Annotated in this window: 28 protein-coding genes and 1 pseudogene; 16 read left to right on the top strand and 13 right to left on the bottom strand. The window is 59.9% G+C overall.

Features of this window, described 5'->3' with window-relative positions:
* Window positions 1-238 precede the first annotated feature (238 nt).
* Entirely contained in the window at window positions 239-1777 is a 1539-nt protein-coding gene (gene idi, locus L6D74_RS10095; RefSeq protein ID WP_236188984.1) for an isopentenyl-diphosphate Delta-isomerase, read from the top strand.
* A gap of 38 nt (window positions 1778-1815) precedes the next feature.
* Here the strand turns inward: idi and L6D74_RS10090 are convergent, their stop codons facing one another.
* The 3 genes from L6D74_RS10090 to ppnN form a co-directional block, all read right to left on the bottom strand.
* Complete coding sequence (locus L6D74_RS10090) at window positions 1816-2193, bottom strand: hypothetical protein (RefSeq protein ID WP_236188983.1); 378 nt, start codon at window positions 2191-2193, stop codon at window positions 1816-1818.
* A gap of 152 nt (window positions 2194-2345) precedes the next feature.
* The gene (locus L6D74_RS10085) at window positions 2346-3083 is read right to left on the bottom strand and encodes a response regulator (RefSeq protein ID WP_039766999.1); all 738 of its coding nucleotides are present in this window, start codon (window positions 3081-3083) and stop codon (window positions 2346-2348) included.
* Window positions 3084-3240: 157 nt separating this feature from the next.
* Window positions 3241-4614: a nucleotide 5'-monophosphate nucleosidase PpnN gene (gene ppnN / locus L6D74_RS10080; protein WP_236188982.1), complete on the bottom strand. Its 1374-nt coding sequence runs from the start codon at window positions 4612-4614 to the stop codon at window positions 3241-3243.
* A 210-nt stretch (window positions 4615-4824) separates the two neighbouring features.
* Here ppnN and L6D74_RS10075 point away from each other — a divergent pair, with 210 nt between their 5' ends.
* The gene (locus L6D74_RS10075; RefSeq protein WP_236188980.1) at window positions 4825-5346 is read left to right on the top strand and encodes a DUF3087 domain-containing protein; all 522 of its coding nucleotides are present in this window, start codon (window positions 4825-4827) and stop codon (window positions 5344-5346) included.
* On the opposite strand, the gene L6D74_RS10070 is transcribed toward L6D74_RS10075, so the two are convergent.
* Entirely contained in the window at window positions 5343-5729 is a 387-nt protein-coding gene (locus tag L6D74_RS10070; protein ID WP_236188978.1) for a DUF2784 domain-containing protein, read from the bottom strand. The genes L6D74_RS10075 and L6D74_RS10070 overlap by 4 nt on opposite strands.
* Before the next feature lie 155 nt (window positions 5730-5884).
* On the opposite strand from L6D74_RS10070, the gene L6D74_RS10065 reads away from it, so the two are divergent.
* From L6D74_RS10065 to L6D74_RS10055, 3 genes are read left to right on the top strand one after another with little or no spacing between them, the layout of a single operon-like run.
* The gene (locus L6D74_RS10065) at window positions 5885-6583 is read left to right on the top strand and encodes an AzlC family ABC transporter permease (protein ID WP_085648391.1); all 699 of its coding nucleotides are present in this window, start codon (window positions 5885-5887) and stop codon (window positions 6581-6583) included.
* Window positions 6583-6894, top strand: coding sequence for an AzlD domain-containing protein (locus tag L6D74_RS10060; RefSeq protein ID WP_176472272.1), 312 nt, complete (start codon window positions 6583-6585; stop codon window positions 6892-6894). Before L6D74_RS10065 ends, L6D74_RS10060 begins: the two co-directional genes overlap by 1 nt.
* Before the next feature lie 25 nt (window positions 6895-6919).
* Window positions 6920-7081: a hypothetical protein gene (locus tag L6D74_RS10055; protein ID WP_158090459.1), complete on the top strand. Its 162-nt coding sequence runs from the start codon at window positions 6920-6922 to the stop codon at window positions 7079-7081.
* A gap of 43 nt (window positions 7082-7124) precedes the next feature.
* On the opposite strand, the gene L6D74_RS10050 is transcribed toward L6D74_RS10055, so the two are convergent.
* The 4 genes from L6D74_RS10050 to L6D74_RS10035 form a co-directional block, all read right to left on the bottom strand.
* Window positions 7125-7397, bottom strand: a complete 273-nt coding sequence (locus L6D74_RS10050) for a hypothetical protein (protein WP_085648465.1) — start codon at window positions 7395-7397, stop codon at window positions 7125-7127.
* A 267-nt stretch (window positions 7398-7664) separates the two neighbouring features.
* Window positions 7665-8345: an SOS response-associated peptidase gene (locus L6D74_RS10045; RefSeq protein WP_236188977.1), complete on the bottom strand. Its 681-nt coding sequence runs from the start codon at window positions 8343-8345 to the stop codon at window positions 7665-7667.
* A 53-nt stretch (window positions 8346-8398) separates the two neighbouring features.
* Window positions 8399-9238, bottom strand: coding sequence for an ABC transporter permease (locus L6D74_RS10040; protein WP_085648393.1), 840 nt, complete (start codon window positions 9236-9238; stop codon window positions 8399-8401).
* Window positions 9239-9299: 61 nt separating this feature from the next.
* Window positions 9300-10286, bottom strand: coding sequence for an aliphatic sulfonate ABC transporter substrate-binding protein (locus L6D74_RS10035; protein ID WP_236188974.1), 987 nt, complete (start codon window positions 10284-10286; stop codon window positions 9300-9302).
* A 293-nt stretch (window positions 10287-10579) separates the two neighbouring features.
* Here L6D74_RS10035 and L6D74_RS10030 point away from each other — a divergent pair, with 293 nt between their 5' ends.
* The 3 genes from L6D74_RS10030 to L6D74_RS10020 all read left to right on the top strand — a co-directional run bounded on the left by L6D74_RS10030 (window position 10580) and on the right by L6D74_RS10020 (window position 12927).
* Entirely contained in the window at window positions 10580-11527 is a 948-nt protein-coding gene (locus L6D74_RS10030; RefSeq protein ID WP_236188970.1) for an ABC transporter substrate-binding protein, read from the top strand.
* Window positions 11528-11661: 134 nt separating this feature from the next.
* Window positions 11662-12561 carry a polysaccharide deacetylase family protein gene (locus L6D74_RS10025; protein ID WP_236188968.1) on the top strand — a complete coding sequence of 300 codons (900 nt, stop codon included), beginning with the start codon at window positions 11662-11664 and terminating at the stop codon, window positions 12559-12561.
* Window positions 12562-12684: 123 nt separating this feature from the next.
* Window positions 12685-12927, top strand: a complete 243-nt coding sequence (locus L6D74_RS10020; RefSeq protein ID WP_011334667.1) for a DUF1652 domain-containing protein — start codon at window positions 12685-12687, stop codon at window positions 12925-12927.
* Window positions 12928-12930: 3 nt separating this feature from the next.
* On the opposite strand, the gene L6D74_RS10015 is transcribed toward L6D74_RS10020, so the two are convergent.
* Window positions 12931-13293, bottom strand: coding sequence for an NUDIX hydrolase (locus tag L6D74_RS10015; protein ID WP_236188965.1), 363 nt, complete (start codon window positions 13291-13293; stop codon window positions 12931-12933).
* A gap of 197 nt (window positions 13294-13490) precedes the next feature.
* Here L6D74_RS10015 and L6D74_RS10010 point away from each other — a divergent pair, with 197 nt between their 5' ends.
* Window positions 13491-13679 (top strand): DUF2188 domain-containing protein, encoded by a 189-nt coding sequence (locus tag L6D74_RS10010; protein ID WP_236188963.1) that lies wholly within the window; start codon window positions 13491-13493, stop codon window positions 13677-13679.
* 59 nt (window positions 13680-13738) lie between these two features.
* On the opposite strand, the gene L6D74_RS10005 is transcribed toward L6D74_RS10010, so the two are convergent.
* Window positions 13739-13978, bottom strand: a complete 240-nt coding sequence (locus tag L6D74_RS10005) for a hypothetical protein (protein ID WP_007950501.1) — start codon at window positions 13976-13978, stop codon at window positions 13739-13741.
* 176 nt (window positions 13979-14154) lie between these two features.
* Here L6D74_RS10005 and L6D74_RS10000 point away from each other — a divergent pair, with 176 nt between their 5' ends.
* Both L6D74_RS10000 and L6D74_RS09995 read left to right on the top strand, forming a co-directional pair.
* Complete coding sequence (locus tag L6D74_RS10000; protein WP_064597355.1) at window positions 14155-14490, top strand: hypothetical protein; 336 nt, start codon at window positions 14155-14157, stop codon at window positions 14488-14490.
* 84 nt (window positions 14491-14574) lie between these two features.
* A pseudogene (locus L6D74_RS09995) lies at window positions 14575-14778 on the top strand (NAD(P)/FAD-dependent oxidoreductase); the annotation flags it as partial.
* Window positions 14779-14831: 53 nt separating this feature from the next.
* Here the strand turns inward: L6D74_RS09995 and L6D74_RS09990 are convergent.
* Window positions 14832-15110 carry a Rho-binding antiterminator gene (locus L6D74_RS09990; protein ID WP_064597351.1) on the bottom strand — a complete coding sequence of 93 codons (279 nt, stop codon included), beginning with the start codon at window positions 15108-15110 and terminating at the stop codon, window positions 14832-14834.
* Window positions 15111-15350: 240 nt separating this feature from the next.
* Between L6D74_RS09990 and L6D74_RS09985 the strand changes: the two genes are divergently transcribed.
* Complete coding sequence (locus L6D74_RS09985) at window positions 15351-15956, top strand: DUF6338 family protein (protein WP_085648398.1); 606 nt, start codon at window positions 15351-15353, stop codon at window positions 15954-15956.
* Window positions 15957-16098: 142 nt separating this feature from the next.
* Here the strand turns inward: L6D74_RS09985 and L6D74_RS09980 are convergent, their stop codons facing one another.
* Window positions 16099-16998 carry a LysR family transcriptional regulator gene (locus L6D74_RS09980; protein ID WP_236188961.1) on the bottom strand — a complete coding sequence of 300 codons (900 nt, stop codon included), beginning with the start codon at window positions 16996-16998 and terminating at the stop codon, window positions 16099-16101.
* Between the two features lie 121 nt (window positions 16999-17119).
* Between L6D74_RS09980 and L6D74_RS09975 the strand changes: the two genes are divergently transcribed.
* Together L6D74_RS09975 and L6D74_RS09970 are read left to right on the top strand one after the other, a co-directional pair.
* Window positions 17120-18487, top strand: a complete 1368-nt coding sequence (locus L6D74_RS09975) for an MFS transporter (RefSeq protein WP_236188959.1) — start codon at window positions 17120-17122, stop codon at window positions 18485-18487.
* Window positions 18488-18511: 24 nt separating this feature from the next.
* Window positions 18512-19786, top strand: a complete 1275-nt coding sequence (locus L6D74_RS09970; protein WP_236188957.1) for a glucarate dehydratase family protein — start codon at window positions 18512-18514, stop codon at window positions 19784-19786.
* 108 nt (window positions 19787-19894) lie between these two features.
* On the opposite strand, the gene L6D74_RS09965 is transcribed toward L6D74_RS09970, so the two are convergent.
* Window positions 19895-20779, bottom strand: coding sequence for a LysR substrate-binding domain-containing protein (locus tag L6D74_RS09965; RefSeq protein WP_236188955.1), 885 nt, complete (start codon window positions 20777-20779; stop codon window positions 19895-19897).
* Window positions 20780-20938: 159 nt separating this feature from the next.
* Between L6D74_RS09965 and ydiJ the strand changes: the two genes are divergently transcribed.
* Both ydiJ and L6D74_RS09955 read left to right on the top strand, forming a co-directional pair.
* On the top strand, window positions 20939-23968 hold the full coding sequence (ydiJ, locus tag L6D74_RS09960) for a D-2-hydroxyglutarate dehydrogenase YdiJ (RefSeq protein WP_236188953.1): 3030 nt from the start codon (window positions 20939-20941) through the stop codon (window positions 23966-23968).
* 115 nt (window positions 23969-24083) lie between these two features.
* A complete protein-coding gene (locus L6D74_RS09955; RefSeq protein WP_236188952.1) occupies window positions 24084-25253 on the top strand; it encodes an acetyltransferase domain-containing protein in 1170 nt (389 codons plus the stop codon).
* Window positions 25254-25257 lie beyond the last annotated feature (4 nt).

The raw sequence follows: 25257 nt of genomic DNA, 5'->3' as shown, positions 1-25257 counted from the left end.
CGGGAGTGACAGTTGAAACGTAGCGTATTTTTTGTGGCGATTCATGCTCAAGTAAAAACCGATTGGTTATCGACTGTAGAATTTTCAGATATATCCAGATGTTGTCTGAAGAGAGGTTGAGTGCCGAACTTGTCACTTGCTCAAATTTGTCTAGTTTTAGAATGAAGTTTTAACCCCACATGCAAAGTGAAGCCTGGTCCGACGTATCGTCCAGTCTTGAAGGGCGACGGTGACGAGAATGGAAGAGCTGATTCTTGTAGATGAATACGATCGGGAAACCGGAACTGCCGAAAAAATGCAGGTTCACCGCGACGGACTTTTGCATCGCGCCTTCTCCATCTTCATTTTCGATTTGAAAGGCCGACTGCTCCTGCAAAAACGGGCGCTGGGCAAATATCACTCTCAAGGATTATGGACTAATACGTGTTGTGGTCATCCTCGAGCCGGCGAACCGATCCTTGCGGCAGCCAGACGACGATTGTTCGAAGAAATGGGACTGGACTGCCCAGCGCTGATCGAGGTCGAGGCCTTCGTTTATCGGACACCGGTTTCGAATGGTTTGATCGAGAACGAGTATGACCACGTCTTTGTCGGGCTCAGTCGAGTGGATCCCAAGGTGAATTCCGATGAAGCGATGGATTGGAGATGGTCAAGTCTGCATGCGGTTTTTGGCGAAATCAGGCGAGATGCGGCACAGTTCACCGTCTGGCTGCAGTTAATTTTCAGGCAGCACGACATCTCGACCGTACGCGGGTGGCACAAGCAGCTTCGTGACCGTGACGCGTTAATCAAACAGCATCGAAAAGACTTCGCTCTTCCACCTCGGCTGCAACGGCTTTCATTTGCGCTAAGCCCCCATGCTCAGGCAGCGGAACTGCATACTCGCCAATGGCTGATTCGACTGGGGCTGGAGGATGGGCCGCATGCGCGTCATCAACTTGATATATACCAGCCAGGGCTCTACGCCGGTTATATGTGGCCCGATGCAGGCTGTGAGGACCTTCTGTTGTTTGCTCACCTCACCGGGTGGTTCAGTTGTCAAGACGATCTGGCCGATGAGGATTTGAGTCAGGCACCTGAGTTACTGGAGCAGAGCATCCGTGACGTGCATGAGATGGCAAGCCGCGATGGACAACCGTTTTGCACCGGTCTGGCGGGCGGTCTGGCGGACATCATTCAGCAGGCGGGGGCGCAGATGCCCGCGCAGTGGCGACAACGAACGCTTGAGCAATATGAAAGTTATCTCTATCCCTGTTTGCGCGCAGCGATGCATCGGCTTGAAGGTTCGCAGCCGGCCGAACAGGATTTTGAAAGTGTCTGGCGCAATGCCGGCGGGTTTCAGGTGTGTGTGGAATTCAATTACTTCGCCGATCGTGTACACCTGCCATCTCGTGTTTATTACAGCGACATCTGGCAGGCGCTACGCAGGCTGAGCTTGAACCTGCTGAAGGCTGTTAATGACTTGTTGTCTTTCTCCATCATGAAAAAACCCATGGAGGACGTGTACAACCTGCTGACTCATCTCATTCATCATCGACAATGTTCCCCGCGTGAAGCTGCCAGCGAGGTTCGCCGTCGAATCGATGTGTGGGCCGGTGAGTTTTTCAAGCTGCAACGGCGCTTGCCGCGCGAGCTGGATCGACTTGAGTGCGACGATGTTTTACGCGAACAAGTCTTGCGCAGTGCCCGGACGCTCGAGGTGCAATGGCACGGCAATATTGCATGGCATCTGACAGTGCCTCGTTACCGGGAAGTCGTGATCGCTGCGGGGGTGTGACACCCCCGGCAGGAATCGAGTACGACGGGTACAGCCGATCAGTAGCGCTGATACTTGGAACCGAACTCGGGACGGTTCTCGGCGACCAGTACGCTGCGGGCCGAACGTTCGCGCAGTTCCTGAAGGCGATCTGCGCCACCCTCCGCGACGCGCTCACGCAGTTCCTGTAAACGGTCGGCGCCGCCTTCAGCCACGCGTTCGCGCAGTTCCTGCAAACGATCGGCACCGCCTTCAGCCACGCGTTCACGCAGTTCCTGCAAGCGATCCGCGCCACCTTCGGCAACACGATCCTTCTGCAGGTTTTCCGCGCCGTATTCGGCGACCAGCGGCTGGGAGCTGGCGGACGCCAGGTCGGTCAGGGCCAGGCCACCGAGCAGGCTGATTGCGAGTACCAGGGATTTCGAGGACTTGAACATGGTGCTTCTCCTTGCGTTTGATGATGAGTGAACCAGTGCTTTCTGGTGGGTTCATTCAAACGCGAGGGTGTATCGCTGATATGTGGTGTTACGGCCCAAAAACACCGGTTACGTATCTGCGCGGCGAATTTATACAGAGCGATACAAATCCATCAGGATTCGGCGAGCATCTCCACGGCGAAGGAGAACACATAACCCTCGTTGCGCACGGTCTTGATGTAAGTCGGCTCGCGGGAGTCGTCCAGCAGCCGCTGACGCAGGCGGCTGACCAGCAAATCGATGGAGCGGTCGAACAGGTCGGCGTCGCGCCCCTGAGTCAGATTGAGCAACTGGTCGCGGCTGAGCACCCGTTGCGGATGATCGAGAAACACCCGGAGCAGGCGATACTCGGCGCCGCTGAGGGCGACCATGGTGTCGTCTTCATCGAGCAGGTGGCGGGCGGTGGTGTCCAGGCGCCAGCGGCCGAACGCGAGCAGCCGCCCGGTTTCGGTGATCAGCAGATTGGGCGGCAGCATTCGCGTGCGGCGCAGCACGGCGTTGATCCGCGCCAGCAGCTCGCGGGCGGCGAAGGGTTTGGTCAGGTAATCGTCGGCGCCCATTTCCAGGCCGAGGATGCGGTCTGTCTGGTCGTCGCGCGCGGTGAGCATCAGGATCGGGATCGCCTTGTGCTTGCCGGCGCGCAACTCGCGGCACAGCACCAACCCGTCATCGCCGGGGAGCATGATGTCGAGCACGATCAGGTCGACCGTGTTGGCTTCCAGAAAGCTGCGCATCTGCCGGCCATCGGCGACCACGGTGCTGCGCAGGCCGTTTTTTGTCAGGTAATTGCCGACCAGTTCGCGGATCTCGCGGTCATCGTCGACGATCAGGATGTGGTTGATGTGATCCATGGTTCACACTCTTTTTGTGGGAGCGAGCTTGCTCGCGAAGGCGGTCCGTCAGTCAACAAAGATGCTGAATTCGATGGCCCCTTCGCGGGCAAGCCCGCTCCCACAGTGTTATGGGATGGCCTGAAGAATGGGTCTTCAGGCTTATTCATTGGCGGTGTCAGGACACCACGCGATAGCACGGCACATACGCCGCGCCGCCCGGCAGTTTCATCCGGTGCTGGGCGACGAAGGCTTTGAGCAGCAGATCGAGCGGCTGCATGATCGCGGCGTCGCCACGGATCTGATACGGCCCGTGTTCCTCGATCAGACGAATGCCCTTGTCCTTGACGTTGCCGGCGACAATCCCGGAGAACGCGCGGCGCAGGTTGGCCGCCAGTTCATGAGACGGCTGGTCGCGGTGCAGCTTGAGGTTGGCCATGTTTTCGTGGGTCGGGTCGAACGGGCGCTGGAAGCCTTCGTCGATTTTCAGCAGCCAGTTGAAGTGGAACGCATCGTTGCGCTCGCGGCGGAACTGCTTCACCGCTTTGAGGCCCGCGGTCATCTGCCGCGCCACTTCGGCCGGGTCGTCGATGATGATTTCGTAGTGCTGTTTCGCCGCTTCGCCGAGGGTGGCGGTGACGAAGGCGTCCAGTTGTTCCAGGTACGGCGCGGCATGTTTCGGCCCGGTCAGGATCACCGGAAACGGCAGGCCGGCGTTGTCCGGGTGCATCAGGATGCCCAGCAGGTACAGGAACTCTTCGGCAGTGCCGGCGCCGCCCGGGAAGATGATGATGCCGTGGCCGACGCGGACGAAGGCTTCCAGGCGTTTTTCAATGTCCGGCAGGATCACCAGTTCGTTGACGATCGGGTTCGGCGCTTCGGCGGCGATGATGCCCGGCTCGGTCAGACCGAGGTAACGGCCGCCGTGAATTCGCTGTTTGGCGTGGGCGATGGTCGCGCCTTTCATCGGGCCTTTCATCACGCCCGGGCCGCAGCCGGTGCAGATATCGAGGCTGCGCAGACCCAGTTCGTGGCCGACTTTCTTGGTGTATTTGTATTCTTCGGTGTTGATCGAGTGGCCGCCCCAGCACACGACGATTTTCGGCTCGACGCCCGGACGCAGGGTGCGCGCGTTGCGCAGCAGGTGGAAGACGTAGTCGCTGATGCCCTGGGAGGTGCTGAGGTCGATGCTCAGGGCGTCGAGTTCGTTTTCGGTGTAGACGATGTCGCGCAGGGCGCTGAACAGCATTTCCCGGGTGCTGGCGATCATTTCGCCGTCGACGAAGGCGTCGGCCGGGGCGTTCAACAGTTCCAGACGCACGCCGCGATCCTGCTGGTGGATACGGATTTCGAAGTCTTTGTAGGCTTCAAGGATGGTCTTTGCGTTGTCGACATGGGCGCCGGTATTGAGGATGGCCAGGGCGCACTGGCGAAAGAGGGTGTAGGTGCTGCCGGTTCCGGCCTGGCTCAGTTGCTGAACTTCACGTTGAGAAAGGGTTTCGAGGCTGCCTTTCGGGCTGACCGAGGCATTGATTACGTGTCGTTGGGTCATGCAGTGATCCTTAAAACGATGTCATTGCCGGCATGGCCAATGGCATCCGAATAGTGTGTATCCATGAATGAAGATGGCACGATCTGCGTGGTATCGCCATGTCCCCGTTGGACTTTGAAAAGATGAAAAGGCGCTCCAGCATAGCTAAATCCGCCTCAGAGGCGATAATGCGCAGCCTCTTTTTAACTCAAGCCATGGAAGCCTGTCGCGATGTTCGAGATTCAACCGATCGATGCCATGACTTATCGCCAGCAGACCCGGCGCAGCACGCTGATCATCGCGTTGCTGTTTCTGGTGCTGGCGATGGCGTTTTCGACGGCGGCGGTGGCGCTGTTCGGCGAGCCGGGCGGGGATAATCTGCGGTTCAATGTTGGCGGGGTGTTTGGCGCATTTCTGCTGACGGCGGCGTTGCTGCGCGGGCGTTTCTGGAACCAGACCTGGATGGCTCCGGCAGTGTACGGCTGGCGGCTCAAGCGCAGCCTGATGAGCGTCACCAATGTGATGCATCAGGTGACGGCGGCAGTGGAGAAGGGTGATCCGGTGGCAATGAAAGTGCTGCGTTTCTATCACCTGGGCCTGACCCAGATGCATGAACTGGATGGCAACTCCAGCGATCACGCGCAATTGCACCGGGAAGTCGAAGCGCACAAGGCGCGGATGGAGGCGCTGGGCCTGGACACCGATCAGACGCGCCTCGATCCGGCCTGGCTGGAAACCTTGAAAGCGCGCTAAAACGGAATGCGCGCGGCGCGTCTGAGTTTCCAGCGGCGGATCAGGCGCCCGTAGACCAGCAGGTTGGCCACCAGCACCACGCTGCCCAGTACCAACTGAATCTGCGGGGTCAGCCCCGCCGGGTAGATGATCGGCCAGATGTAATGTTCGATGAATCCGCCGGCGTATTCGGTCTGCCCGGCGGCGTGGCGCATCAGGTTTTCCCAATAGGTCAGCGGACAGGTCAGGTGCAACACCTCGACCGCCACGCCCCATGCCGCTGCTGGCAAATGCAGCCACATCAGCCGCGGCCACTTGAGCACCAGCAGTCCGCCGAACAGCACGAACAGAATGAACAGCAAATGAAACAGCACCAGCCCGTCGGCGGCTATTCGATACAGCATGTCGTCTCCCTGACGCGTGTGTGAATGGTTGCCATGTTACGCCCGTAAACGACTGACGGAAGGAAGGATTTGCGCCAACTGCGCAAGATTGTTCAAGCCATGAAAGGGCGTTTGCTGGCAGAGTCCGGGGCCTTGTCTCACGGTTGAAGCGTGTTATGTCTGACTCATTAATGCCGCGCAGTGCCTTCCTTCGCGGCGCCGCGGCGATCATGCCGTTATCCCTGGCGACCGCCCCTTGGGGGCTGCTGGCCGGCTCCATGGCGATCGAAGCCAATCTCACACCGCTGCAGGGGCAGGGCCTGTCGAGCATCGTGTTTGCCGGCGCTGCGCAATTGGTGGCGATCGGCATGCTCAAGGGCGGCGCCGGGATTTTCTCGATTCTGCTGACCACGCTGCTGCTGACCTCGCAGCACTTGCTTTACGGCATGAGCATGCGCCAGGTGATTTCGCCGTTGCCGGGACGTTGGCGCATCGGCTTGGGCTTTTTGCTCACCGACGAGCTGTTCGCCCTGACCAGTCAGCACGATCGTCAGCAGTTCAACCGCTGGTACGCCCTGGGCGTCGGCCTGACGTTCTACATCGCCTGGAACCTTTTTACCCTGGCCGGCATTGTGCTCGGCAGCAGCATTCCGGGGCTTGAACACCTTGGGCTGGACTTCTCGATTGCCGCCACCTTCATCGCTCTGATCACCCCGGTGGTGCGCAATGTGCCGACGGTGGTCTGCGTGGCGGTGTCGCTGTTTTGCTCGGTGTTGTTCAGTTATTGGCAATGGGGTTCGGCGCTGGTGCTGTCGGGTCTGGCCGGCATGACCGCCGGGTTCATCTGCAACAAGCTGTATCGGGAGCGCACATGATGGTCTGGGCAGTGATTTTCGGCATGGGGATTCTGGTGTTCCTCAATCGTTACGTGTTTCTCGAACCACGCTTGCCGGTACGGTTGAGCAGCAACGCGCGGCAATTTCTCGGTTTTGCCGTGCCGGGCATGTTGACCGCGATTTGCGGGCCGATTGTGTTCATGCCGGACAAACAACTGAATCTGCAGTGGGATAACCCTTATCTGCTGAGTTCGTTAGTGGCAATCGCACTGGTGATCTACACGCGCAACACGTTGCTCAGCATGCTATTGAGCATGGCGTTCTTCTTTCTATTGCGCTGGTGGCTTTAAGTTCTACGCTTAATGGATCAATTTCATGAGCGAGGTGAACATGGCAACCGAGCAGAAACGTCCTGAAGAAGATGACGAACCGAGCGAAGAAGAAATCGAGCGGGAGAAACACAAGGAGCAGACCTGGAAGCATGACGACAGCCGCGAGTTGTCCGAACGTGATCGGGAACCCCTGCTGAAACCCTGAACGCCACAACGAAAAGCCCCGCGATTGCGGGGCTTTTCGTTCATCAAAGATCGTCCAACTGCGTGAAATCTGGGTGGGAGGCCCGATAACCCAAGGTCTTGTCGATCCAGGCATTCAGCTCGTTGACCATCACCGGCGGGTGGCAGGGATAGCTTTCGAGGGTGGCGCGCAGGATGCGGTCGATATCGGGTACGTCACGCAGGTTTCGAGTCTTTATGTAGTGGCCGATAAAACAGTCGAGTTGAAAGCGTTCTGTCGGGGACAGATGAATACACTCCAGGCCTGTGACCTGTTTGATTGCAAAATCGTCGCGCAACTTAATTCTCTGCAAGGCTTGTAAGTTTGTGGGGGATTCCTGGTTTTGCTGACTCTTTGGTCAACTGGTATGCCAAAAGGAAATGCGGCGCGCATGCTATCCGTAGTGTTTGTAAATGTATGTATGACGGTTGAAATGTCAGACAGGCGGTTAGTTCAATCAAACGACTGTTTAGGTTGAATGTTTCGCGTTTGAAACACCGCGTGTAACACGCAGGATTCGATTCGGGAATTCCTGCTTTTGATAACGCACCGCGTCGACATTTATTTACGGTACGGCATCAATCAATTCCGCACCCTGATTGCGGGAGTTGCCCACCGCTTTGCCGACTTTGTGCCATTGGAACGCTTCGCTGGGTTCGGCTTCGAACAACAGCATCTGCTCGGCACGCTCTGTGGGCGTGGCGGGATCGAGCCATTCCTGTACCCGGTCAGCGCGCAGCACAATCGGGCGCCGGTCATGCACATCGAGCAAGCCGCCTTCGCTGTTGGCGGTAATGATGACGAAGCCGTCGTCTTCCCGTGAAGGTTCGCCGGTTATCGGAAACTGGCCGATGGCGGCGCAGAAAACCGGCTGGTGATCGGTCCGACGAATCAGCCACGGTTGTCGGCTCTTGTCGGGTGCATCGACCCACTCGAACCAGTTGTCGACCGGCACGATCAGTCGATGACGCCAGATTGCTCGAAAGAACGGTCCGTGGGCGACTTTTTCCAGCCGCGCGTTGATCGGTGCGGCGCGATCCCTGGCCCAGTGCGGGCGCCAGCCCCAGCGCAGATTGTCGGCGTATAGCCGTTGTTGGTGCTGATGAAGGATCGCCAGTGACGTGGTGGGCGCGGCGTTGTAATGCGCCAGCGGGGCGTCGCCGACGTGATTGATCAGCGCATCGGGAATACTCAGCACTGCGACGAAATCGTGGATGCCCCGGTATTGCGACAGTCTTCCGCACATCGGCCGACCCTCCGGCGAACAGCTGCCTGAAGGTTTCAGCTTAGTTGCACGGTTCAATCCTTGCTGCCCTGGCCGGTGAACGCGTCGCGCCAGACCAGCCAGCGACGTTCCAGCACCGCAAGCAAACCGTCGCTGAGTTTGCCCAGCAGCGCCAGGACGATGATCGCGGCCAGCACGATGTCCGGCCGCGAAGTTTCGCGACCGTCGCTGAGCAGGTAACCCAGACCTTTGGTCGCGGCGATCAGTTCGGCCGCCACCAGAAACATCCACGACAGGCTCATGCCGCTGCGCAATCCCGTGAACAGGCCGGGCAGGGCGGCGGGCAACAGAATCCGTTGCACCAGTTGCAGCGGGCTGAAGCCGTAGATGTGCCCGACTTCCACCAGTTTGCGGTCGATGTTGCGGATCGCCGCTACCACGTTGACGTACACCGGGAAGAACGCGCCGATGGCGATCAGAACGATTTTCGAGGTCTCGTCGATCCCCAGCCATAGCAGCAACAGCGGCACCCAGGCCAGGCTGGGAATCGACCGCAGTGCGGCGAACGTCGGTTCCAGATAAGCCTCGGCTTCACGGCTCAGGCCGACCCACGCGGCAAACACCAGCGCCAGACTCGCGCCGATGGCGAACCCCAGCAGTACGCGAATCAGGCTGGCGCCGATGTGCTTCCACAAGGCGCCTTCGGCCAAATCGGTGAGGGTCAGGGCTATCTCGCTTGGCGCGGGCATCTGGTAGGACGGCAGCCAGCCGATGCGTACGATGAATTCCAGGGCGATCACGATCAGCAGTGGCAGGGCCAGGCCTTTAAGGCGCCGGCGCCAGAGCGGATTCAGCAGTGGGAGTTTTCGGCGTGGTGCCGGCACGGCGAGGCGGGCGGGCAAGTCGTTGCTCATGGACGGTTCTCCGCTCACGACAAATCCGCGACGGACGCGGACTTGTCATGGGCCTGATCGGTTACTGGGCGGCGGCGACTTGCTGGAAACCGGTGTCGATCAACTGATCGATGACCTGATCGACATTCACCCCACGGCGCACCAGTTCTTCGGAGACCAGAATCGGCGCGGCGGCTTTCGAGGCCAGCACGTCCCTGGCGGTCAGCTGCGGGCTGCTCAGGTCGGTGCGCGACAATTGCAGTTTGGCCACGTCCAGCGGCAGGCCGGATTCGCTGGCGAGCAATTTGGCCAATTCGTCGGGGTTTTTCACCGACCACTCGCGGGCCTGCTCATAGGCCTTGATCACGGTGTCGATGGTTTGCGGGTGTTGCTTGGCGTATTGCTCGGTGACGCTGACCACGCCGTAGCTGTTGAAGTCGCGATTGCGGTACAGCAGGCGCGAACCGGCCTGCACCTGACTGGCGGCCATGTGCGGATCGAGGCCGGCCCAGGCGTCGACATCGCCTTTCTCCAGCGCGGTGCGGCCGTCCGGGTGCTGCAGGTGTACCAGTTCCACGTCGTCCTTTTTCAGCCCGGCCTGTTGCAGGGTGCGCAGGGTAAACAGGTACGGATCGGTGCCTTTGGTGGCGGCGATTTTTTTGCCCTTGAGGTCGGCGACGGACTGGATCGGCGAGTCCTTGCGCACCACCAGCGCGGTCCATTCGGCGCGGCTGTAGACGTAGACCGATTTGATCGGGCTGCCATTGGCGCGGCTGAGCACGGCAGCGAGGCTGGCCGACGAGGCGAAATCCACGCCGCCGCTGTTAAGGTATTCCAGCGAGCGGTTGCTGCCCTGGCTCAGCACCCAGCTGACTTTGCTCTGGGGCAAGGCTTTTTCCAGGTAGCCCAGATGTTTCAGCGCCAGGCTGACCGGCGAGTAATAGGCGTAATCCAGATGCACTTCAGCGGGCGGCGCTTCGGCAGCGTGGGCCAGAGGTTGCAGACTCAGGGCTACTGCGCAGGCCGCGAGCAGCGTTTTGACGCGGGAAAACGGAAAGAGGGGTTTCATGGGCACGCTCCGGCAAGGCAACAGATTCTTATGTCCAAAAAGATATTTTTATCGAATGCTTCCTGCATGAATGGAATATTGCAGGCTCTGTGCCATGTACGTTTTGTCCCGTATTTACGGGGGTTGACGCTGGTTTTGCAGGTTTGAAGTGTTGCAGGGAAAACACTCTGACGAGCCACTGTTGCTCGGCCAACAGTGCGGCGGGAAGGTGCTGAGCTTATGCGCTAATCGAATTTCAAATCTGATTTGTAAGAGCGTTATGGTCTATAAAAATCACTTCTGCAGGACTCGCCATGAAGCTCTCACGTTTCCTACGCGCCGCGTTGACCAGTGCACTGTTTGCCACGCCATTGACCTACGCTGCCGAACCCTTGGTCCTGCACGTCGGCGACCAGAATTACTACAACATCCGCGCTTCGATAGAAGCGTCCGGCGTGCTGCAGGACGCGCCTTACACGGTTGACTGGAAACACTTCCAGGCTGCCGCGCCGTTGGCCGAAGCGTTGCAGACCGGGTCGCTGGATCTGGGTTTCCTGGGGGATTCGGGGTTTCTGTTTCTGGCCGCCAAACAGGCGCCGGTGAAACTGATTGGTGTGTCACGACAGAACCCGGACACTATCGCGCTGTTGGTGCCCAAGGATTCTCCGGTGAAAACTATCGAGGACCTGAAGGGCAAAAAAGTCGCTTACTGGCCGGGTGCCTGGAGTCAGCAGCTGACCCTTCGCGCACTGGAGCAGGGCGGTTTGCCGGAGAATTACGTCGACTTCGTCAAACTGATGCCGATCGATGCGGCGGCCGCGCTACCGCAAGGCAGCATCGACGCGTTCCCGGTGTGGGAGCCGTACATTTCCCAGCAGATCGTGTTCTCCGGCGCCCGGCCGATTCTCACGGCGAAAAACCTGATGCCGGGCTTGAGCGCCATCGCCGCGTCTGCGCCGTCCATCGACAGCAAGCGCGAAGCGATCGCCGATTTCCTCGGACGTTTGAAGCAGGCCAGGGCCTGGGTCGACAGTCACACCGACGAGTACGCCGACCTGTGGGCGAAGAAGGCCAACCTCGATCAACAGGTTTCGCGGCACTGGTTGCGCCAGGCGCACATGACGGTCGGCCCGGTGGATCAGCAGGCCGCCGCCGATCTGCAAAGCACGGCCGACTTCCTGTTCAAGGTCAAGGCGCTGCCGGCTCCGCTGGCCACGGCCGGTATCATCGACAGCTCGTTTCAACAGGCGCTGGCGCGCTGAGCGAGCGCCGGAACCAAACCCTGTGTATCTTTATCCAACCTCGGCCCATCTCAATGGGTCGCAGGGAGGCAGCAGCGGCGAAGGAGTTTTGCCAATCGACAACATGACCGCAACGGTCGGGCTCAAGGCAAAACATGACACAGTGGTTCAAGCTTTTCTGTGCGATGGCGGTAGCCGTCGGGTTGGCCGGATGCATCGCCGCTCCCATCGAAATGACCGCGCAGACCGAAGCCCGGCTCAAGACTCAGGCGCCTGTGCGCTTTCTATTGACCTTCGATGACGGCCCCAGCGCTTCCAGTCTTTTCAATCCTACCGACACCGTGCTCGACAGCCTCAAGGACAACCCGCTGCAACCGGGGATCAAAGCGGTGTTTTTCGTCCAGACCCGCGCACCCCGAGCGGGCAACAGCGAGATCGGTCGGCGAGTCATGCGCCGCGAGTATGACGAAGGGCACATTCTGGGCTTTCACACCGCCACCCATTGGCACACCAATCATCGATTGCTCGATCCCCAAGAACTCGAAACCTCGCTGACCAACGGTTCGGCGGACATCGCGGCAATCACTGGCGCGCCGCCGACGTTATTGCGTCCGCCATTCTGGAACTATGACAAGCGCACCTTCGCCGCCTATCAGCAGCACCATATGCAGGTGTTGCTGACCGACCTGAGCGCCAACGACGGCAAGATCTGGGGCTTCAACGCCAGCCCCCGGCGGCGGGCGAACATGCTGCGACAACTGTCGGAGGTCCGCGAACGGATTGCCCTCGGCGAATTGCCAACGGTGGACGGAGTGATTCCGGTGGTGGTGACCTTCCATGACCTCAACCGCTACACCGCCCGCCACACCCGCGAGTATCTGCAGATTCTGCTCGACAGTGCCGCCGCCACCGGCGTGCGACTGGCAGGCAAACCGTTCTATGACGATCGCGCGGCGCTGGAAAAAGCTGCGCTGGCGCGCACGGTGCGCGAGTCGTCGAAACCGGTGAATCTGCCGGGAATATGGAACTGGATCTGGGATCATGACGCTCATTGAGAACCGCGATTTGAAGTTGTGAAGCGGTTGGCAATTTTTACACTGGGCGGCAGGGGCGGGGCAGTGAAAGCTCATCTATGCTCATCGGGTCGCCCGAGCCAACGCCTGTGAGGCGTGCCCACCATGATTGCCATTGCCGATATTTGCCGCATCGTCGAATCCGGCTTTTCGCCGTTGTATTGCGACTGCACCGAAACGGCGCAAGGCCTCTTGCAGATCAAGGTTTACGAACCCGACAGCGGGCGTGTCGAGTTGCTGCTCAATGGTGTTTCTCCTGAACATCTGGTCACCATTCGTGACATCTCCAATTTTATCGGTGAATTGCGCACGGAAATGAGCGCCGGACGCCGAGCGTTTGCCGGCTGAGAGTCAAAGGCGTCGTTGAAAGGCGCGGAGGATGCTCAGCGTGGCGTCACTGACGTTCAGATTCTGCACCGCATCGAGCGGGTGCCAGAGGCAGTCGACGATTTCATTCAGCGGGCGAACCTGCTCGATGTTCAGCACCGACGCCTCGTAGACGTGGTGGCGGGTGCTGCCGTTCTGCAACTCCATCAGATAAAGCATGTCATCGCTGTCCAGTCCGGTCTCTTCCTTGAGTTCGCGGGCGGCGGCTTGCGCGCGGGTTTCTCCCGGTTCGACGGTCCCGCCCGGAAGCGTCCAGCGGCATCTGGGTTTGCGCACCAGGAGAATGTGTCGATCCTGCTCGCAGATGACGGTTGCTCGTACTTTCATGTGTTACCCGATTGCCGGTTGTCATAAATCTGTCATGAATTAGCAATATTTGGGCCGCTGCCGGTTTAGAGCGTCTGAGTGCCTAGCCAGGCTAAAAGTGCCGGAGACTTGACGCTGCTGCGGTGCGACGTCCGGTCGGCACGACTGCGCGTTGCGGGTGTAAGGTGCAAAAGTTCGTTAGAAGACAGGAGGTGCCTATGAGCATGGCGATGCTGAACAAAATGCACATGAATGGCTACGACGTACTCAGCGTGAACAACGGCCCGTGGCGGGTCTGCACGCAGGGTGACCGGCTCGCTTTGTTTGCCAGTCGCGAGGAAGCGCTGGCGTACGCCGCTGCGCTGCCGGGCTATAAAGGTCGTACGCGCGGTCGCAAGTCAGGCTGACGACCTGTGAAGAGAAAGCCCCGGTTGTCCGGGGCTTTTTGCTGTGCGCAGCGTGAGGTTCAGTGGACTTTGGTTCGGCTGATGGCGCGGGCTTTCACTTCCCGGGCATACAGTTGCAGGCGCTCTTCATCGCTTTGCAGCACCTCGCAGGATCTGAGTACCGCCTGGGCGTCCGCCTCGTTGCCCGACTGGCGCAATTGCTCGGCAATGCGCTTGAGGTCCACCGCCGACCATCTCAGGTCCGATGCCACGCTTTGCAGGTCACGTTGAAGTTCGTGTTCGTATTCATTGAGCCGCATGATCACCTCCGGAAGATTCTCGGTAAAACAGAGTAGCCGCATTTTTTGGGAGTGGGGCAAGGTCATCTGTCGGTGAGCTGATTGTTCCGGTTTACGAGGAATAGAGGCAGAGCGCTACGATGGATGTCCGAACAGTTACAGGGTACATTCGCGTTTTTTCAGATGAAGGAATCACCATGCGGATGTTGATCGGGGGGATGCTGTTGGTGGCATTGGCCGGTTGTTCGTTGCCTGCGTCACTGGTGCCGGGCGAGCCGAATGTCAGCAAGACCAGCGACAAGACTCCCAAGGACTACGCCGCGTGTGTATTGCCGCTCTGGCAGCAGGACGTTGCCAAGACGTCCCAGACAGCAATTTCCAATGGCTACCGGATCACTGCACCGAGCATCGTCACCGCCGACGAGATTCTTGATGTGGTCAAGTACAAGGACGGCAGCCGTGTCTCCCTTTACCAAGGGCCGCCGTGGGCGAAGTCCGGATCGTTGCGCAAAGCGGTGCGCGATTGCCTGTAAGGTCGAAATAAAAAAGCAGAAACCGGTGATCGGTTTCTGCTTTTTTTTGCCTGCTGATCGAGTTCAGTGCGAGATGTCGGTGACAGCCAGCCGAAATACGTGACCTGCCTCGAACTCGGCGCCTGGGGCGCGGTGTACACCGAAGGCTGGGGTCGCCAGGTAAAACTGGTCAGGGAGGAGGGCAAGTCGCTCAAGACCCAGATCAACACCCAGTGGATCTACCCGCCGGCGGCTGACCGTGCCAGCGCGCTGGCCGCTGCGGACCCGATGATCCCTGTCGTCGCGTAAAACGGCGTGTCACAGAAAATCTCGCCCGGTTGATGCCGGGCGGGATTTTTTGTTCAGATTCCGCAAACTCCTCCGGCAAGGACCACTCGACCGAACTCGGCGTTGGCCTCCTGAGGTGTGATCGCGAGCAACTGGTCGAGGCGAATTTCCTGTTGCGCGCCTTGTTGCTCGATCACCAGGAACTCCTCCTTGTCACTGCTGGTTCGCGTGGTCACGGCCCGGGCCATCAGACGCTGACCGTCGACCAGCTCGATGTCCAGCTGATAGCCGCGCAGGCAGGCGATTTCCAGGTAGTCGTGCAGATCACAGTTCAACGGCTGATAACGGGTCATGGCGTTACTCCTCGAAACCTTGCGCGATGATGAAACGATCCGGCTCGTGCATCAACCTTCATGCGGCGGTGCTGATGGCGGCAGGGAACGGTGCGGATCAGATTCTGCGGGAAGTGTAATGCGCGGTGACAGTTGATTGCGGGCTTTTTTCCCGCGAGCACTAGGCTTTGAATGCCGGCCCATTACGGGCCGGCATTGCTGTTTCTGGAGGATTGTTTTTGATTCAAGGAGCGACCGATCATGGATGATCTGGTGAAAGAAGTGATTCCGCTGTTGCAGTACCTGATCCCGGGGTTTGTTTCGACCTGGATTTTCTACACGCTGACGGCCTTCAAGCGACCGGATACGTTCGGCCAGATTGTGCAGGCGCTGATTTTCACGTTTGTGATTCACGGGATGGTGCTGGGGGTTGGAGCGGTTTGTGTGTGGGTGGGGGAGAAGGGGTTTTCTGTAGGGAGATGGGATGCGAAAGCTGAAACGTGCTGGGCATTTTCTGCGTCCTTGCTGCTGGGATTGATGGCTTGTTGTCTGGCAACTAATGGCAAATTGCATAGGTGGTTGCGCAGCAGAAACGTAACGAAACAATCTTCCTATCCCAGTGAATGGTTCTGCGCTTTCGCTCAATATGACCGATTCATCACCCTTCATCTGGAGGATGAAAGGCGCGTCCTAGGCTGGCCAGTCGAGTGGCCACCGGAGTCGAACACCGGGCAGTTCTTGATGAGGTTTCCACGCTGGCTCAACGAAGATGGCAAATTGGATCCTATTGGCGCTGAATTTTTGCTGATAGATTCCGCGAAGGTTAAATGGGTTGAATTCAGCCCGGCATCAGAGGGTTCATCATGACCGCCAGAGCACCGCAACCAATGCCGCAACATCTGGAGCGACTTTTCGTAGGGCCCGACGGGAAGCTGTTGGAGAAACCATTGATCACAGGCCCAAAGGCACCACCACCGCTGAAGTACCCCCCATCATCGCAAGCCCGCTCTTAACCCCATCCATCCTTCACCGCCCGGCGAATGCCCTCCAGCAACATCGCAAACGCCGGGTTGTCGTTGTTCTCCCGCCAGATCAGATGCAGTTCGCTCTGCACCCCTTCGCCCAGATCGATCTCGCGAAACACCACATTCCTGAACACCACACTGGTCGCGCAACGCGGTACCAGCGCCAGGCCCATGCCTGCGTTGACCAGCGCCAGAATCGTCAGCGAAGACCCCAGCCATTGCACGTAATCCGGGGCGACCCGGGCCGAGCGCAGCATGCCGGTGAGCAATTCGTTGAACGGCGGATAGGCCGCGTGGGAATACATCAGGAACGGCTGCCCATCCAGGTCCTTCACTGAAACTTCGTCGGCCTCGGCCAGTCGATGGCCGCTCGGCAGCGCCAGCACAAACGGCTCGCGCACCAGGCATTCGGTGGCGTAACCCGGCTCCAGCAACGGCGCGCGGACGATCCCCAGGTCAATGCGTCGAGCGCGCAGGGCTTCGTGTTGCTGGTAGGTGTTCATTTCAGTCAGGTCGATCTTCACCTGCGGCTGCTTGAGGCGCGCCTCGGCGATGACCTTGGGCAGGAATTCATAAACCGCGCTGCCAACAAAACTGATGTTCACCGAACCGATATCGCCCTCGGCAAAACGCCGGGCGGTGACGGCGGCTTGCTGGGCGCGCTCGAGCAGGTTCTGCGCCTCGATGAAGAATGCGCGGCCGGCAGCGGTGAGCGCCACACTGCGCGTGCTGCGGGTAAACAGTTCGACGCCCAGGTGATGTTCCAGCAACTGGATCTGCCGGCTCAATGGTGGCTGCGTCATGTTCAACCGCTCGGCAGCGCGGCGGAAGTTGAGTTCGGTGGCGACGGTGGTGAAGCAGCGCAATTGGGTCAGTTCGAACATTGATCTAATCCAGGTATCAATCGAATGCCAAGTTAGATTAGACGGGATCAATCACCCCGTCCATGATCGCTCTATGCCTGAACAGGCCATCCCTACAAAAACAAAGATCGGGAGTCGCCCCTTGAAAACCCTCCAGAGTCCGCCGGACATCACGGTACTCGCCCGCGCCGCCGCCAAGGTCAAGCGCCATGTGCTGCCGTTGTTCGTGGTGATGTTCATCGTCAACTACATCGACCGGGTCAACATCGGCTTTGTGCGCAGTCATCTGGAAACCGATCTGGGTATCGGCGCTGCTGCCTATGGCCTTGGTGCCGGTCTGTTTTTCATCGGTTACGCCTTGTTTGAAGTGCCATCCAACATGCTTCTTCAGCGCTATGGCGCCCGCGCCTGGCTGACGCGGATCATGTTCACCTGGGGCGCAGCGGCGATGGCCATGGCGTTCGTCAAAGGCGAAACCAGTTTCTACGTGCTGCGCTTCATCCTGGGCGCTGCCGAGGCCGGGTTCTTCCCGGGGATCATTTATTACTTCACCCAATGGCTGCCGGCCTCTGAGCGCGGCAAGACCATGGCGGTGTTTCTCAGCGGCTCGGCAATCGCTTCGGTAATTTCCGGTCCGGTGTCCGGTGCGCTGTTGCACATCAGCGGTCTGGGCATGCACGGCTGGCAGTGGATGTTCCTGATCGAAGGTGCCGCATCGGTAGTGCTCTGCGGGTTTGTCTGGTTCTGGCTGCAATCCCATCCGCGTCAGGCCAAGTGGCTGAGCGAGGAGGAGCGTGAAGCGCTGGTGACGGCAATCGCTGAAGAGCAGCGCGCCCGCGAAGCGACTCACGTTGCCAAACCATCGATGTTCAAACTGTTGGCGGACCGGCAGATCGCGCTGTTCTGCTTCATCTACTTCTCCATCGCCCTGACCATCTACGGCGCCACTTTCTGGCTGCCGAGCATGATCAAGAAGATGGGCAATCTCGGCGACTTCCAGGTCGGGTTGCTCAACTCGGTGCCATGGATCATTTCCATCGTCGCGATGTACGGCTTTGCGGCGCTGGCCGGCAAGTGGAAATTCCAGCAGGCGTGGGTCGCGCTGACCCTGGTGATCGCCGCGTTCGGCATGTTCATGTCCACCACCGGCGGGCCGATTTTCGCTTTCGTTGCCATCTGTTTCGCGGCTATTGGTTTCAAAGCTGCCTCGGCGCTGTTCTGGCCGATTCCGCAAAGCTACCTGGATGCGCGCATCGCGGCGGCGGTGATCGCGCTGATCAACTCCATCGGCAATCTGGGTGGCTTCGTTGCGCCGACCGCGTTCGGTTTCCTGGAACAGACCACCGGCTCCATAGAAGGCGGCCTGTATGGCCTGGCCGCAACTTCGCTGGTGGCAGCAGTGGTGATCTTCTTTGCCCGCATGGCGCCCGGCGCCAAAGGCAAAACCCCGGCAAAGCCTGAACCCGAAACCGCCGTCGCGTCGACGGCCAATCCGGTGGCGAGCCACTGATTCCGACTCAACAGGAGCGTCATTTTGAAAATCACTCGCGTAACCGTCACTCCGATTGCCTTCCGTGATCCGCCGCTGCTCAACGCCAGTGGCATCCACGAACCGTTCGCCCTGCGCTCGATCATCGAGATCGAAAGCGACAACGGCTACATCGGCCTCGGCGAAAGCTATGGGGATGCCCCGGCGCTGGCGATCCAGCAACAGTTGCAGTCGCAGTTGATCGGCCTCGATCCGTTCAATCTCAATCAGTTGCGTCGGATCGTTCAGGCCACGGTCGCCGCCAACAAACCGGCCAGTCTGGCCGGTGCTGAACTCGCCCCTGGTTCCCACGCCAGTAAAGCGGTGAGCAACGCATATTCGGCGTTTGAAGTGGCGTTCCTCGACTTGCAGGCCCGCTACTTGAATGTGCCGCTGGTGGATCTGCTGGGCGGGGCGGTGCGTGATGAAGTGCCGTTCAGTGCCTACCTGTTTTTCAAGTATGCGCAGCACGTCGATTCGCCGTACAAACCGGACAACTGGGGCGAGGCGCTGAACGAACAGCAGATCGTCGCCCAGGCCGCGCGGATGATCGAGGCGTACGGTTTCAAGAGCATCAAGCTCAAGGCCGGCACGCTGCCGCCGGAACACGAAGTGGCGTGCATCAAGGCGCTGAAAAAGGCCTTTCCCGGTTATCCGCTGCGCATCGATCCCAACGGCAACTGGTCGCTGGAAACCTCGATCCGCATGGCCGAGTTGCTGGGCGATGATCTGCAGTATTACGAAGACCCGACCCCGAGCCTCGACGGCATGGCCGAACTGCACAAACGCACCGGGCTGCCGCTGGCGACCAATATGGTGGTCACCGATTTCGACGAGTTCCGACGCAGCGTCGCGCTGAACAGCGTGCAGATTGTCCTCGCCGACCACCACTACTGGGGCGGTCTGCGCGACACCCAGACCCTGGCGAAAATGTGCGACACCTTCGGCCTCGGCGTGTCGATGCATTCCAACTCACACCTGGGCATAAGCCTTATGGCCATGGCGCACGTGGCGGCGGCTGTACCGAATCTGGACTACGCCTGCGACACCCATTACCCGTGGCAGGAACCGGATGAAGAAGTGATCAAGGGCGGCAAGCTGCCGATTGTCGATGGCTGCGTGAAGGTTACTCGTGCACCGGGCCTCGGGCTGGAGTTGGATCACGATCAACTGGGCAAGCTGCATGACCAGTACCTGACCTGCGGCATTCGCCAGCGCGATGATGTGCGACAGATGCAGCGCTACAAGCCGGACTGGAAAGCAGTTAAGCCGCGGTTCTGAGTTCACGGGTCTGGCGCCATCGCGAGCAGGCGCGCTCCCACATTGGAATATTGATCTCTGTGGGAGCGAGCCTGCTCGCGATGGCAATTGATCTGGCGATGTAGAGATTCAGAGCGTGCGCATCAACCAGTCGCGAAACGCCTTCAGCGACGCCAGCGATTCATTACGCGCCGGGTACACCAGGTAATAGCTGCGCCGGCTGCTGATCGGTTCGCCCAGTTGCAGCAAATCACCGTTGTGCAATTCATCCTCCACCAGAATCCTCGGCACCAGCCCGATACCGATATTGGCGCGCACGGCCTGAATCAGGTGCGAGGTCATCTCGAAACTCGGGCCGATGCGCATGCTGCGATGGGGCAGGGCGTGATGACTGAACCACTCGGACCAGGCCTGGGCGTTGCTGCTGACGTTGAGCAGCAGTTGCCCGGCGATATCCTTGTCGGCCGCTAGACGTTCGGCATCGGTCAGCTGCGCACTGGCGATCACCACCAGTTCTTCAGTGTGCAAGCGGTGGGCGGTCAGCCCCGGCCAGTCACCGCCGCCGACACAAATCGCCGCGTCGATTTCGCTGGTGTCGAAGTCGATGGTTTCGATGCGTGAATGCAGGTGCACAGTCATGCCGGGGTGGGCAGTGTAGAAATCCTTCAAGCGTGGCAGCAGCCATTTCGAGCCGAAGGTCGGCAAGGTCGCCAGGCGCAGGCTGTGGATTCCCGAACCAAACGCCATGGCCTGCAACGTCGCGCTGCGGATCTGGCCGAGGGCTTCGGACAGTTCGCGCTGATACATGCGCCCAACGTCAGTGAGGATCACTCGCCGTCCTTCGCGGCTGAACAGGCGCATGCCGAGCATCTTTTCCAGGATTTGCACCTGACGGCTGACCGCACTCTGAGTCAGCGACAGTTCGTGAGCGGCGCGGGTGTAGCTTTCATGGCGTGCAGCGGCTTCAAACGCCAGCAGCAACGACATCGAGGGAGTAAGGGTTCGCGGATTCATTCGTTTTAGTCATGGATTGCGGGTCGATTTTACGGTTGTCCCGGCATCGCTCTGCAATGAACATAAGGCCTATGAGATGGCGGGAGCGTGACGCAATCATTCCTTGCGCACAACTGTTCACCGCCACACGGCCCGTTTTTGACCGAGATTGCACTTCCGATGATTGCTCAGCTGTCGCCTTCCACCACGTTGAACACCGACTACCAGCAGTTTCTCAAAGCCCTTGAAACCAGCGGTTTTCGCGGCGAAATCAGTGCCGACTACGCCAGCCGCGTGGTGCTGGCCACCGACAACTCGATCTATCAACGCTTGCCGCAGGCGGCGGTATTCCCGCGTGACGCCGACGACGTGGCGCTGCTGGCACGCCTGATCGCCGAACCGGCCTACCAGAAAGTGGTGATCACCCCTCGCGGTGGCGGCACGGGCACCAACGGCCAGTCATTGACCGACGGTATCGTCGTCGACCTGTCGCGGCACATGAACCGCATTCTCGAAATCAACGTTGAACAGCGTTGGGTAAGGGTGCAGGCCGGCGTAGTGAAGGATCAACTGAACGCCGCCCTGAAATCCGCCGGGCTGTTTTTCGCCCCGGAACTGTCGACCTCCAACCGCGCTACGGTCGGCGGCATGATCAACACCGACGCCAGCGGCCAGGGCAGTTGCACCTACGGCAAGACCCGCGACCACGTGCTGGAACTGCACATGGTCCTGCGCGGTGGCGAGCGCTTGCACGGTCGCCCGCTGGAAGAAAGCGAGCTGACAGCGGAGTGTGCTCGCGAGGGTCGGGCCGGCGAAGTGTATCGCTGCGCGCGGCAGATCATTGATGAGCAGGGCGAGCTGATCCGGGAAACCTTCCCCGATCTCAATCGCTGCCTGACCGGCTACGACCTGGCGCACCTGCGCGAGGCCGACAACCGTTTCAACCTCAACAGCGTGCTGTGCGGCGCCGAGGGTTCGCTGGGGTTTGTGGTCGAGGCCAAACTCAACGTGTTGCCGATCCCCAAGCACACGATGCTGGTGAACATTCGCTACGCCGGCTTCATGGATGCCTTGCGCGATGCCCGTGCGCTGATGGCGCTCAAGCCGCTGTCGATTGAAACCGTCGACTCCAAAGTGCTGTTGCTGGCGATGCAGGACATCGTCTGGCACGGCGTCGCCGAGTACTTTCCGGAAAGCGCCGAGCGGCCGACGCTGGGGATCAACCTGGTGGAGTTCTGCGGCGACGATCCCGAGGAGCTGCAACGCCGGGTCGAAGCCTTCGTCCAGCACTTGGGCAACGACGCCACGGTCGAGCGCCTGGGCCACACGCTGGCCGTCGGGCATGCGGCGGTGAATCGCGTCTACGGCATGCGCAAACGCGCGGTGGGTTTGCTCGGCAACGTCGCCGGTGAAGCGCGGCCGCAGCCGTTCGTCGAAGACACCGCCGTGCCGCCGCAGCACCTGGCCGAGTACATCGCCGAACTGCGCGACCTGCTCGACAGCCACCAGTTGCAGTACGGCATGTTTGGTCACGTCGATGCCGGCGTGCTGCACGTACGGCCGATTCTCGACATGAAAGACCCACAGCAAGCCGCACTGGTGCGTCCCGTTTCGGACGGCGTCGCCGCGCTGACCCAGCGTTACGGCGGCCTGCTGTGGGGCGAACACGGCAAGGGCCTGCGCTCGGAATATGCGCCGGCCTTCTTCGGCGACTTGTACCCGGCGCTGCAGGCCCTGAAGGCGGCGTTCGATCCGTTCAACCAGTTCAATCCCGGCAAGATAGCCACGCCGAATATTCCCGGCGCGGCATTGCTGAAAATCGACGAAGTCACCCTGCGCGGCGAACTTGATCGGCAGATCGACGAGAAGGTCTGGCAGGACTACGGCGCAGCGATGCACTGCAACGGCAACGGCGCCTGCTACAACTTCGATCCCGACGACGCCATGTGCCCATCGTGGAAAGCCACCCGCCAGCGTGCGCAATCGCCCAAGGGCCGCGCTTCGCTGATTCGCGAATGGCTGCGGTTGCAGGGCGAGGCAGGGGTCGACGTGTTGGCCGATGCCAGTCGCCGTCCGCCGTTTTTCAGCACGTTGCTGCAGCGCTGGCGTAACAGCCGTGCGCAGGAACAGGACTTCTCCCACGAGGTGTACGACGCCATGGCCGGGTGCCTGGCGTGCAAGTCCTGCGCGGGGCAGTGCCCGGTGAAGGTCAACGTGCCGGACTTCCGTTCGCGGTTCCTTGAGCTGTACCACACCCGTTATCTGCGGCCGGCGCGGGATTATCTGATTGCTTCGCTGGAGTACACGATTCCGTACATGGCGCGGATTCCGTTTCTCTATAACGGCTTGATGGGCGCCTCGTTCAGCCGTCGCTTGATCGAACGTCTTGGCGGCATGGTCGATGTGCCATTGCTCAGCCGTTTCGATTTCCACGCGGCGATGCGTCGCTGGCAGGTTCAGCCAGCGTCGGTCGAGGTGTTGTCGGCGCTGACTGCAGCCCAGCGCGAACGCAGCGTGGTGCTGGTGCAGGACGCCTTCACCCGGTATTTCGAGGCGCCGTTGCTGGCGGATCTGATCGAGCTGATTTCGCGTCTCGGCTATCAGGTCTACCTGGCACCGTTCAATGCCAACGGCAAGCCGCTGCATGTGCAGGGTTTCCTCTCGGCGTTCAACCGCGCGGCGTTGCGCAATGCCGGGCAATTGCGCGCGCTGGCCGAGATCGGTGTGCCGTTGGTAGGGCTCGACCCGGCCATGACCCTGGTCTATCGCCAGGAATATCTGAAAGTCCCGGGAATGGAGCAATGCCCGGAGGTGGCGCTGGTGCAGGAGTGGCTGCTCAAGATCATGCCGGAGCAAGTCGGAACGCGCCGCGACGAAACCTTCCGCCTGCTGGCGCACTGCACCGAAAAAACCAACGCTCCGGCCGCCACTCGGCAATGGGAGCAGGTGTTCGAGCGTGTTGGCCTGAATCTCGCGACTCAGGCCACCGGTTGCTGCGGCATGTCCGGCACTTACGGGCACGAAGCGCGTAATCGCGAGACCTCGGCGGTGATCTACGAGCAATCCTGGGCGAAGCAGATCGAGGCTCCGTTGGAGAAGGGCGAAGCACTGGCCACCGGCTATTCCTGCCGCAGCCAGGTCAAGCGCCAGGCCGATCAACAGTTGCGTCATCCGTTGCAGGTCGTGCTGGAAACCCTGCGCACCGCGTGAAGGCTGTTTGAGAACCGCTAGCGATTAGATTGGTTTTTCATGTTATAAGGTAACGCAAATTTTACGGCCGCTTTCGGGCGGCCGCATCGATCAACCTTTCGATTGCGATACCTCCATGACGATTGCGGTTCCCCGTTCTGCCCCCTCGGCCACTGGCCGGTTGCTGTCCATTGATGCGCTGCGTGGCCTGGTGATTCTGTTCATGTTGCTCGACCACGTGCGCGAAACCTTTCTGCTGCATCGTCAGGTCACCGACCCGATGGACATCGCCAGCACGGAACCGGCGCTGTTCTTCAGTCGCACCCTGGCGCATCTGTGCGCGCCGGTGTTCGTGCTGCTGACCGGCTTATCGGCGTGGTTGTTCGGGGAAAAGTACGCCGGCAAGGCTGACGTCAGTGCCTTTCTGTTCAAGCGCGGTTTGTTTCTGGTGGCGCTCGAATTCACCCTGGTGAATTTTGCCTGGACGTTCCAGCTGCCACCGACTGTGATCTACCTGCAAGTGATCTGGGCGATCGGCCTGAGCATGATCGCGCTGTCGCTGCTGGTCTGGCTGCCACGCTGTCTGTTGTTGACGCTGAGCCTGGCGATCATCGCCGGGCACAATCTGCTCGACGGACTGCACTTCGCAGCGGAGTCGGCGCTGCACATACCGTGGGCGATCCTGCATGACCGGGGCTGGATCGAGGCCAGCGAGACTTTGCGTCTGCGCACCTCGTACCCGTTGTTGCCGTGGATCGGCGTGATCGGGTTGGGTTACGCGCTGGGGCCGTGGTTCGCTCGTGCGGCCGATGCCGGGGTGCGTCAGCGCCGTTTGTTGATCGGTGGCATCGCCGGGCTGCTGGGGTTCGTGGCCCTGCGGCTGGTCAACGGTTACGGCGAGAAACCCTGGGCCTTCGGTGACAGCGGTGTGCAAACCCTGATGAGTTTTTTCAACATCACCAAATACCCGCCGTCGCTGTTGTTCATCACATTGACTGTGAGTGTCGGACTGTTGCTGTTGCTGGTGTTCGAACGCGCACAGGATCGACGCTGGATTCGCTGGCTGACGGTGTTCGGTTCGGCACCGATGTTTTTTTACCTGCTGCACCTGTATGCGCTGAAGGTGTTGTACCTGATCGGTGTGGCGCTGTTCGGGCTTAATCAGGGCATGTATTTCGGTTTCTCGTCGGTGGTTTCGGTGTGGCTGGCGGCGATGGTGCTGGCGGTCGCGTTGTTCCCGGCCGTGCGCTGGTTTTCGGCATTGAAGGCCCGGCGTCGCGACATCGCCTGGCTGAAGTATCTGTAAAACG

This window comes from Pseudomonas pharyngis (assembly GCF_021602345.1).
GTDB classification, from domain to species: domain Bacteria; phylum Pseudomonadota; class Gammaproteobacteria; order Pseudomonadales; family Pseudomonadaceae; genus Aquipseudomonas; species Aquipseudomonas pharyngis.
Note: the sequence above shows the minus strand (reverse complement) of the source record. Positions and strands in the feature narration are given on the sequence as shown.